1 protein-coding gene is annotated in these 1,121 nt (G+C 72.7%); it reads right to left on the bottom strand.

The features are described from left to right. Positions 1-1,121: polysaccharide biosynthesis/export family protein (locus MKK82_RS26625; RefSeq protein ID WP_238294301.1), on the bottom strand; the 1,121-nt coding region annotated here is incomplete at both ends.

The following is a 1,121-nucleotide window of genomic DNA, read 5'->3' as shown; positions in this document are numbered from 1 at the left end:
TTCGCGTAGGCGTACGCGGTTGCCGCGGAGGCGAGGGGTCCTGTGACGCCGTTGAAGGCGGCGAGCACCTTGGAGACTTCGGTGAAGGGGGCGTTGGAGACGTAGACGAGGTCCCGGTTGCGCATGCGGAAGGCCTGGGAGACGAACAGGCTGTTGGGGTCGCGCATGTCGATGCGGTAGACCACCGGCACCAGGGGCGTGCCGAGCAGCCTCGAGCCGGGATAGAGGCGGCGCACCACGCTGGCGGGCTCGAAGCGGAAGATGAAGGTGCCGGCCGGGTCGGCGGCGAAGTCCGAGAGGCCGCGCGCCTTGGCGAGCGCCTGGGCCAGGGTGATGCCGTCGGCCTGGAACGGCAGTTCGGTGCTGTTGCCCAGCGCGCCGACCGCGATGAAGGTCTGCGGGTCGCGCACCAGGGTGAGCACGTCGTTGGGCCGCAGGAAGATGTTCTCCTTGGGGTTGGACACCACCGTGGTCAGCGGCACCGTGGCGGTGACCGGCCCGCGGGAGAGCCGCACGAAGGTCTCGTTGACCGGCGAGCGGTTGCCGCCGGCGGCCGCGATGACGTCGAGGATGCGGTCGCCGTGGCCGGAGAGCGGCAGGCGGGCGCCGGCGGCGCCCTCGCCGGTGACGGTCACCGCCTGGCTGATCGGGCGGGTGACCGAGACCAGCACCTGGGGCTGGATGGCCTTGCCGGCGAGTTCGCTCTCGATGAGGGTCTGCACGTCCTGGGTGCGGCGGCCGGCGACCTTGATGCGGCCGGCATAGGGCACCGAGATGGCGCCGTCGCGGCCCACCGGCTGCTCGGGGATCAGGGCGGATTTGGAGCCGGCGGAGAAGCGGTCGGCGACCAGCGGCCCGGAGAACAGCCCGCCCGATCCCGCCTCCCAGACCGAGACCGAGACCATGTCGCCGATGCCGATCACCGGCTCGGTGGAGGGGCGGTGGTCGCCGAAGGACGCCAGCAGGCTGTCCAGCGGGCGGCCGCGCAGGGCCTCCACCACCGCCGGCGTCACGTCGATGATCTCGTAGCGGGCCAGCAGGCCCCCGTCGGCGGTCGCGACCTCCGCGCCCGCCTGGATCGCGCTCGCCGTCGGACCCGCCGCCGGCAGGTACGTGCAGCC

The organism is Methylobacterium sp. E-046, from assembly GCF_022829625.1.
In the GTDB taxonomy this organism is placed as follows: Bacteria; Pseudomonadota; Alphaproteobacteria; order Rhizobiales; family Beijerinckiaceae; genus Methylobacterium; species Methylobacterium longum.
This window is presented reverse-complemented; position numbering and strand designations above follow the sequence as displayed.